This is a genomic window from Marinobacter sp., from assembly GCF_014859525.1.
GTDB lineage: Bacteria > Pseudomonadota > Gammaproteobacteria > Pseudomonadales > Oleiphilaceae > Marinobacter.
In genome coordinates this window covers 1-8,282 of sequence record NZ_JACUUB010000094.1, presented here as the reverse complement: position 1 = coordinate 8,282, position 8,282 = coordinate 1, and the positions used below count along the sequence as shown (strand labels likewise).

Annotated in this window: 6 protein-coding genes and 1 pseudogene; 1 reads left to right on the top strand and 6 read right to left on the bottom strand. The window is 56.4% G+C overall.

Annotation, left to right across the window (positions count from 1 at the left end):
* Window positions 1-27: 27 nt before the first annotated feature.
* Genes dinG through IBX51_RS13425 form a run of 5 tightly spaced genes read right to left on the bottom strand, consistent with a single transcriptional unit; the run spans window position 28 to window position 6,871 of the window.
* Window positions 28-2,205, bottom strand: a complete 2,178-nt coding sequence (dinG, locus tag IBX51_RS13445; RefSeq protein ID WP_291831795.1) for an ATP-dependent DNA helicase DinG — start codon at window positions 2,203-2,205, stop codon at window positions 28-30.
* The gene (locus IBX51_RS13440; protein WP_291831794.1) at window positions 2,205-2,885 is read right to left on the bottom strand and encodes a general secretion pathway protein GspB; all 681 of its coding nucleotides are present in this window, start codon (window positions 2,883-2,885) and stop codon (window positions 2,205-2,207) included. The genes dinG and IBX51_RS13440 overlap by 1 nt, the downstream gene beginning before the upstream one ends.
* A gap of 3 nt (window positions 2,886-2,888) precedes the next feature.
* Complete coding sequence (locus IBX51_RS13435; RefSeq protein ID WP_291831793.1) at window positions 2,889-4,568, bottom strand: ExeA family protein; 1,680 nt, start codon at window positions 4,566-4,568, stop codon at window positions 2,889-2,891.
* Window positions 4,569-4,580: 12 nt separating this feature from the next.
* A complete protein-coding gene (locus IBX51_RS13430; protein ID WP_291831792.1) occupies window positions 4,581-6,068 on the bottom strand; it encodes a DUF3336 domain-containing protein in 1,488 nt (495 codons plus the stop codon).
* Window positions 6,069-6,091: 23 nt separating this feature from the next.
* The gene (locus IBX51_RS13425; protein WP_291831791.1) at window positions 6,092-6,871 is read right to left on the bottom strand and encodes a VacJ family lipoprotein; all 780 of its coding nucleotides are present in this window, start codon (window positions 6,869-6,871) and stop codon (window positions 6,092-6,094) included.
* 53 nt (window positions 6,872-6,924) lie between these two features.
* Between IBX51_RS13425 and IBX51_RS13420 the strand changes: the two are divergent.
* Window positions 6,925-7,028, top strand: a pseudogene (locus IBX51_RS13420) (acyl-CoA thioesterase); the annotation flags it as partial.
* Window positions 7,029-7,068: 40 nt separating this feature from the next.
* Here IBX51_RS13420 and IBX51_RS13415 read toward each other — a convergent pair.
* On the bottom strand, window positions 7,069-8,190 hold the full coding sequence (locus IBX51_RS13415) for a beta-ketoacyl-ACP synthase III (protein WP_291831790.1): 1,122 nt from the start codon (window positions 8,188-8,190) through the stop codon (window positions 7,069-7,071).
* Between the last annotated feature and the right edge of the window lie 92 nt (window positions 8,191-8,282).

Genomic DNA, 8,282 nt, shown 5'->3' with positions numbered 1-8,282 from the left:
CTTTTTTTATGCGCCGACATGGCTCAATCAGTATTCGATGATCCGTCGAAACGGCGGCAAGGCGTCCAGCAGAAGCTGACCATAGCGACGCGAAACGATGCGGCGGTCAAGAATGGTTACCCGCCCAGTGTCTTGCTCGGTACGCAACAGACGACCCACAGCCTGAACCAGTTTGATAGAGGCATCAGGCACGGTGATTTCCATAAACGGGTTACCGCCACGCTGGGTGACCCACTCAGCCAGGCTAGCTTCGATCGGGTCGTCCGGCACCGAGAATGGCAGACGGGTGATCACCACGTGGTGTAGGTATTTACCCGGCAGGTCTATGCCTTCCGCAAAGCTCGCCACGCCAAACAACACACTGGGCTTGCCGACATCCACTCGGCTGCAATGCTGGCGCAGAACCTCGTTCTTGGCCATATCGTCCTGGGTCAGGATCAGCTCCGGATAGTCCGGAGCCAGGGCATCCCTGACCAGCTGCATCTGGCGACGAGAGGTAAACAACACCAGTGTGGCTTTTTCACCGGCCCAAAGATCAGGTAAACGCTTGATCAACGCCTCACCAAAACCGTCATCCGTGGGCAGGGCCGGCATAGCGGGCACTTCGACTGTAGCCATTTCAGCGTAACGAAAGGAGCTTGGCACCACCAGGTAGCGGCTGGCTTCCGGCAGTCCCGCCCGGGACCGCAAGCGGTCAAAGCGGCCCAATGCCGTCAGTGTGGCACTGGTCAGCACCGCCCCATAGGCACGGGACCACAACCGGGAATATAAAAGATTGTCCGCAAGAACCGGCGAACTGAACAAGGCTATATCCTCAGCATGATCCCAGCGCTGGCGCACCGACCACCGCGCCGGTGGCGGCCCTTTCCGGACCGCAGGCGCAGTGCCGGCTTCACCCTCTGGAGGGGTGGCCGCGGAGGGCTCACACCAGGCGGCCCACAGGCGTAGCTGTTCTTCCGCGCGACTGTGAAAGGCACCTATCACCGGGTACCAGGCGTCTGCCGTATCCCGGTCAAGCTCTGGGTCTTTACGCTCATCAAAGGCACTTTGAAGCTCGTCCGCAAGGGTACCCAGGTGCCTGACCAGTCCGGCCGTCACTATCCGGGTGTCGGCTGCCAGCTCTGCCAGTGCGTCTGGCAACTCACCATCCGGGTAGCGCCATTGGGCACTGCGCCGTTCCTCATTGAAGTCCCAGCCAGTGTTTTGCTCTACCTCTTCATAAACCCGTCCCAACGCGATGTCCAGATCCCGGCCCGAGGTGCTGATTTTCTCAACGGCTTTGACCGCCTGAGAGCTTGCCGGCAACCAAGGCTGCATTTTCACCAACGCCTGGGACAACTGTTTGAGCCACTGCCGCGTGGCATTAAGCGGCACTGACGCAGCAAAGTGATTAAGCGCTTTTTCCGGAAGATGGTGGGCTTCGTCAAAGATAAACAATGCGTTCTCTGGCTCGGGCAGGATAGCGCCGCCTCCCAGGGCAAGATCGGCCAGCACCAGATCATGATTTGCCACCACCACATCGGCGTCGTCCAGATCCTTGCGGGCATCAAAAAACGCACAACTGTCAAAGTAGGCGCAGTGGCGATTGGTGCACTGGCGATGATCGGTGGTGACCTGCCGCCAGATATCATCAGGAATCTGTTCTGGCCAATGGTCCCGGTCGCCATCCCATTCCCGGGAACCGTAGGTTGCCAGCATTTTCTCAAAGGTGATCCGGCTGGCGGCTTCATCATCTACCGGGTTATCAAGCAAAAACAATGACATGCTTTCATTGTCACCGTGGCCTTCCTCATGCAACCTGGATTCCAGGCGCGACATGCAAAGATACCGACCCCGGCCTTTCGCCAGCGTCCAGTTGAAATCCAGTTTGCTGTGTTTACGCAAATCGGGCAGATCTTTGAGCACGATCTGGTCTTGCAGCGCCACCGTCGCAGTCGAGATAACCAGGGTTTTACCCAGAGCTTTTGCCACAGGAATCGCGGCAATCAGATAGGCCAGGGTTTTTCCGGTACCGGTTCCTGCCTCGACCACGCAAGTCGCAGGCGGTGAGGTGCGTTGGCCATCGTTGTCGGTAATGTCGGCCATGTACCGGGCGATTTCCGCAATCATCAGGCGCTGACCGTATCGGGCACGAACATCCTTGCCGGCCAACACGTCCCGATAGCTTTGCTGAATCTGTTGTTTAACCTCCTCCGTCAGCGCCATTATCGCGGGCTCACCCAGTCCCGCACCGTACCGACACGGAAATGCTGGCTGCCCTGGCTCAATACAACGCCATCTTCAGTAACCCGTTCAACCGTCAGATTGCCGAAGGCATCACCGGGGCGAAGGTAGTGATTATTGATCATAACGCGGCTGGCCTCGGGATCGGACGAGTAGATATGGCTGTTGAAGGTCAAATCAGGAACACTCTTTTGAAACGCAAGTGGTAACTCAACGAGGTGCGGCACCCTGCCCTGAGAATCCGCTGACGTCAATACTCTTTCTCGCACTGACTGGTCCGGCACGATCACCAAAGGGGCCTCATTGCGGATTACCGCCACCGGCTCGTTCATCTGTTCATCATCAGCCTGCGGTTCCTCAGCAGGCGCCGGTGCAGGCTCTGCCACCTCGGGCACGGTAATAACAGGTGGCCGCTCGATGACTGGCTCGGGTGTCTCACGCTGGGCAACGTCTGCCGCATCCGGCTCAGCCAGCGACGGCGGCCAGAACAAATAAGCCATTACCCCCGCATTAACCAGCAAGGCAACCACCACCCACACCAAAGGCGACACCGGCTTTTTCTTCGGGCGGTACACCATCTGGACCTGCTGGCCCAGATCCGGAGCCTTGCCCTGCCGGCGCTCAGCCTCTGATCGTCTCAACGCATCAAGTATATAAGACATAGCCTACCCGTTACTGGCCACCCGGGCCGCTACCAGCCGGGGAACATCCGTACCCAGGTCGTTATTAATCTGAATAATGGTCATCGGCCCGGCAATGCCATCGACCACCAGGCCACGTGCCTGCTGATACCACCGCACCTGTTCCTCGGTCGTCAGACGCTTTACCCGAGCACTTTCAACACTGGATTCAGAGATCTGGTCAGCCAGCTGCATCATCCGCGCGTCCATCCAAAGCTGCTCGCCGGAGGAGCCTGCAAAAAATCCGTCGCCACTCATGTACTCGGGGGTGCGCCAAAGCAGTCGAAACTCACCAAACCAGTACTGTTCAAGCTGTCGAAAGGGCACCTCAAGTGTGGCATCCGGCAGCTCGATTACCGCTTGCTCATCGTTCAGTGAGCGCACAACCACATATCCAGACTCACCCTGAGGGTTCCGAACTTGCAAGATGACGGGACGGTTCAGAAACTCCAGACTGCGCCGACTGCCCTGTCGTTCCAGGCAGCCCAGGCGAACCGTCCCGGCAAACTCACAGGCCCGCGGAAATTGTCCAACGTCATACGCCTCGCCCCAGATCGCGAACAACTCCTCAAAAGCCTCCGAAAGGCCCAGTGCATGCTGCTGGAAGTCGAACGCCGGGGCTTCAGGTTCCACTGACTCAACAGTCGCTGGTGGCAAAACCTCTTCTTCGGCATCTACAACCCGCTCAACAACACCGGAAACCACAGCTTCATCAACATCGTCTGTCAGCAGCTGATTGTTGACGGGCGTATGCAGCAGCCAGACCGCCGCGACGAAAGCGATCGCTACCGAGGCCGCCAGCAGGCTAAGGTGACCAGCGCGGGGCATCGCTAAACGCCCTACCGATTTATTCGGACCACGATGGCCATGCACTTCTTTGGCCGCGTGGCGAATGTGATCTGCAGTGATCTGGTGCTCACCCTCGGCGTAAGCCCCAAGAAGCGCCCGGTCACTGATCAGGTTGATCAGGCGCGGAATGCCGTGGCTTTGCTTGTACAGTTTTCGGATCGCCGCCGGCGTAAAAATATCACCCCGCAAACCAGCGACACTCAACCGGTAACGGAGGTAAGCCGGCAGATCGGCATCATCGATGGCATCCAGATGGTAACGAGCCGTGACTCGCTGATTCAACTGGCGCAATTCTGGCAACGCCAGCATCTCCTGGAGCTCCGGCTGGCCCAGCAGAACGATCTGCAGCAGCTTCTTTTCTGAGGTTTCCAGATTGGTCAACAGCCGCAGCTGTTCCAGCACATCGGCGGAGAGGTTCTGAGCCTCGTCGATGATAAGAACTTTATGACGGCCTGCACCGTGGGCCCGAAGCAGATCCTGATTGATGCCATCCACCAATTGCTTGGTGGATGCCTCTGGCCCATGGGCGATTTCAAGCTCATCGCAGACCGACGACAGAAGTTCACGGGCGGATAAGCGCGGGTTCAGAATAAGGGCGATATCGACATGTTCCGGGGCATTTTCAATAAAACATCGGCACACGGTTGTCTTGCCAGTACCGACCTCACCGGTAATGACAATAAAGCCACCCTGCCCCTGCACGCCATACATCAGGTGCGCCAGGGCCTCTTTGTGGCGGTCGCTCAAGTACAGATAGCGGGGGTCCGGTGCGATGGAAAACGGCGGTTCCCTAAAGCCGAAAAAGTCGTAGTACATGGTTCCTCAGGATCAGGGGGTAGCCTTGTCAGCACCGCTGACCAATCGTAATTCAGCGGCCTTGCGATTCTGTTGTTTCAGTCGACGAACACACCGCTCAAGTGTTTTCGAGATTCTGGCGTGGGAACGAATCATCGAAACTTTTGACCAGGTTGCTCGCTCACCCGCCAGAATCATCTCCCGCACGTATTCCGGGCTGGGGTTGGACAGCATACGACGGAAGTCGCGGAATGAATAGGCAGGTGCGATGGTCACGTCACCCGAATAACGCTGGGCCATGATGGTGTGCATCTGGCCCGCAACCTGTCGCAACAGCTCCGGCTTGACCCGCTTTCTCAGATAATCAAACACGCCCTGGCCGTGGAACAGAATTTCCGATTTCACCAGGTGCATGGGAAGGTTTGCCAGTGACAGTTTTTCATCCTGGCCGCGCTGGTTCAGGAAAGGCACCACGTGGGGGTTGGTCTGGCTGACAATGGTAAAGTTAACATCGTAAAGATGCATCAATCGTTCAATCGGCAGATCACTGACCACAGACCCATCTACAAACTTCAGCCTCGGCATGTAAGGCAATGAGTTGCCGAACAGGTCTTTTTTCATGAGTGTTACCGGCGGAAAAATCCCGGGTACTGCCGCGCTGGCCAGAGCAGCACTCCAGATCTGCAGGTAAGGTGACGTATAACCGCTAAGCAGACGGGCTTTCTGGTGCGCCTGCACTGGCGAAACACTGATATTGATGCTCCGCCCGGTACGTTGGTAGGCCTCTTCAAAGGTATCGTCACCAATGTTGGTACGGAGGCAGTTTTTCAGGGTTTCCTGGTCCATCAACCCATCACCGCGCATGGCGCTCAGCAAGCCACGCCACTTCCAGGCTTTCAGGTTGTGGTTCTCTGGCACGAGCATTTCCGGGATTTCTGCGTCGGTATGAACCCCCAGAATCCCGGCAATGATGGCACCAATACTGGAACCCGCAATCACCTGAGGCAACAAGCCCTTTTCCCAGAGTGCTTTGATCACGCCAAAATGGAACATGCCCAGACTGGCTCCACCGCTTAACAACAACGCTGGGCGACCATAACTGGTGAGCGTGTCACGAAAGAACTGGAGCTTGTCGTAAACCGGGAACCCGGGTACGGGGTGGTCACACAGGAAATCGAGAGATTCGCAAACCTGAGTAATGTACTCCTCAACCAGATGCTTGGTGCCAACGCGGGAGCGAGTGTACAGCGCGGGATTTCCCATATTACCAAGATCGTGGTGAAGCCCTTCTCTGAGTGCCCGCTTCAAGCGCTCAAAATCGTTTTGCTGACGGTATTGTTTGAGGTTGCTGAGCCGATCATAGATCAGTTCATAGTGATACAGGTCGGAGGCAAAGTCCTCTTTCCATTCGGCATTGCATTCCAGAAAATCAAGTTCCAGCGCCGCCGCCTTCCACTGTTCGTAATTGGGGGCATCCGTCAGTAGCTTTCGGAATCGGGTTATCCTCGGGTCCGTAATCACCTGCAGCCTCCCGGCATCAATGCTCAGAAATCGTCGAACATGAAATCGTCTTCGTCAGCGAAGGGGTCTTCGGTGATCTTACCATCGTTAATCAGGAATTCACGCCGCTGCAGGAAGGCATTGCGCACAAACGTGTACCGGTCCCCAGAAATAAACTGCTCTGCCGGGATCAGGCCGGCACGCATATCAATCAGCTGAAGTCCGCGTAAATAGTAAGTCTCAGGACTGCTCACTTGATCCCAGGCAGATGGCAACAAGAAACCATCAGTGCCCATGCCGGTAAAGTAGCGCGGGGTTGCCGGGCCAAGAAAAGGCAGCACCAGGTAAGGGCCAGAGCCTACCCCCCAATAGCCAAGCGTCTGGCCAAAATCTTCCGGTCGCTCAGGTAGATCAAACGCCGTAGCAACGTCAAAAATGCCGCCCAAACCGAACACCGTGTTGTAAGTGAACCGGCCGGCCGCCACCACCGCCGACTCACCTTTCAGCTGCAACAGGCTGTTCGTAAAGTTGCGCAGTTCCGTCAGATTGCTGAAAAAATTTGTGACGCCACGATCAACAATATCCGGCGTAACGGTGCGGTAAGTTTGCGCCACCGGGCGCAGAAACCAGCGATCCACGGCATCGTTGAACGAAAACACCTTTCGGTTCCAGCTTTCGTAGGGGTCACTCGCACTGGCAGGCTGCGCATAGTCAGGTTGCGGTTCCTCTACATTTTGAGCGTAGACCTCGGCGCTACCAAGCGTCAGTGCCAGTAACAACGGGGTGGCCAGTAAAGACCGGCACCGGGATAATAGCTTGTTCATTGTACGCTCTTGGGTTGTTTAACCTGTTTCTTCGCTTCTTTGAAGAGGCGCGAATGATCTGGCTGACATCACTGCAACTGGGCGGCGCTGAAGATCCGACTGGCCAGTGATTATAAAGACCAGCGCCACTTTTCTGAAGGAGCTGACTCACCCCGCTGCCAGACACGCTGAGGGCGCTGGCAGCAAGGTAGACGATATTACCGGCGGCGCAAAACGACACTACCGATGGAGTAGCCGGCACCAAATGAGCAGATAACGCCCAGGTCGCCGGCTTTCAGGTCATCTTTATGCATGTGGAACGCGATGATAGACCCGGCAGAACTGGTGTTGGCGTATTCGTCCAGAATGACCGGAGCTTCTTCGATAGTCGCATCACGGCCCAGAACCTTGCGCGCAATCAGCTGGTTCATGTTCAGGTTGGCCTGGTGCAGCCACATCCGGATAAGGTTATCCGGCGTCAGCTCAAGGGATTCAAGATGGCTCTGAATGGTCTCAGCCACCAAGGGTGATACCTCCTTGAAGACCTTACGCCCCTGCTGAATAAACAGTTTATCGGGTGCCCCGATACCCGCTTCGTCGGCCCGGTTCAGAAAGCCGAAATTATTCCGGATGTTGTTGGAGAACTTGGTTTTCAGGCGCGTGCCCAGAATCTCGAAGCCTTGCCCTGGCCGGGCATCTTCCTCTCGCTCCACCAGTATCGCAGTGCAGGCGTCACCAAAGATGAAGTGGCTGTCCCGGTCGCAGAAATTCAGGTGGCCCGAGCAGATTTCCGGGCTGACCACCAAGACCGCTCTTGCAGCGCCATTTTCGACGGAATTGACCGCAGCCTGAATACCGAAAGTAGCCGAACTGCAGGCCACGTTCATGTCGTATGCGAAACCGTCTATCCCCATGGCTTCCTGCACTTCGATGGCAATCGCAGGATAAGCACGCTGCAGGTTGGAGCAAGCCACAATAACCGCATCCACATCGGCGGCGGTTTTTCCGGCCTGTTCCAGCGCTCCTTTACAGGCAACCATGGCCATTTCGCACTGAACAGACGGTGCCTCGTTATCTCGGTCCGGAATGTACGGTGTCATCCTCTTGGGGTCCAGAATGCCATCCCGATCGATAACATGCCGGCGTTTGATACCGGAGGCTTTCTCAATGAAAGCAGAAGACGAGGGTTGCAGTGCTGCCAACTCTCCGCGGGCTATCTCTTCCGCGTGTTCATTGTTGTGCAGCTCAACGTACTGATTGAAGGCTTCAACCAGTTGTTCGTTCTCTATGATGGCGGGCGGCGTATACAGGCCGGTTCCGCTGATGACGGCTTTAATCACAATAACCCCACGTCATGATTTTAATAGGACACTCTACTGTCAGAAATACTAACACACACGGCGGGAATTGCCCGCCGACCAAAGTCTTTAGC

What these genes read in the sequence shown, in the direction of transcription:
- IBX51_RS13435 (WP_291831793.1), bottom strand. Translation starts at nt 4,568, where the DNA reads ATGTACTACGACTTTTTCGGCTTTAGGGAACCGCCGTTTTCCATCGCA.
- IBX51_RS13440 (WP_291831794.1), bottom strand. Translation starts at nt 2,885, where the DNA reads ATGTCTTATATACTTGATGCGTTGAGACGATCAGAGGCTGAGCGCCGG.
- IBX51_RS13425 (WP_291831791.1), bottom strand. Translation starts at nt 6,871, where the DNA reads ATGAACAAGCTATTATCCCGGTGCCGGTCTTTACTGGCCACCCCGTTG.
- dinG (WP_291831795.1), bottom strand. Translation starts at nt 2,205, where the DNA reads ATGGCGCTGACGGAGGAGGTTAAACAACAGATTCAGCAAAGCTATCGG.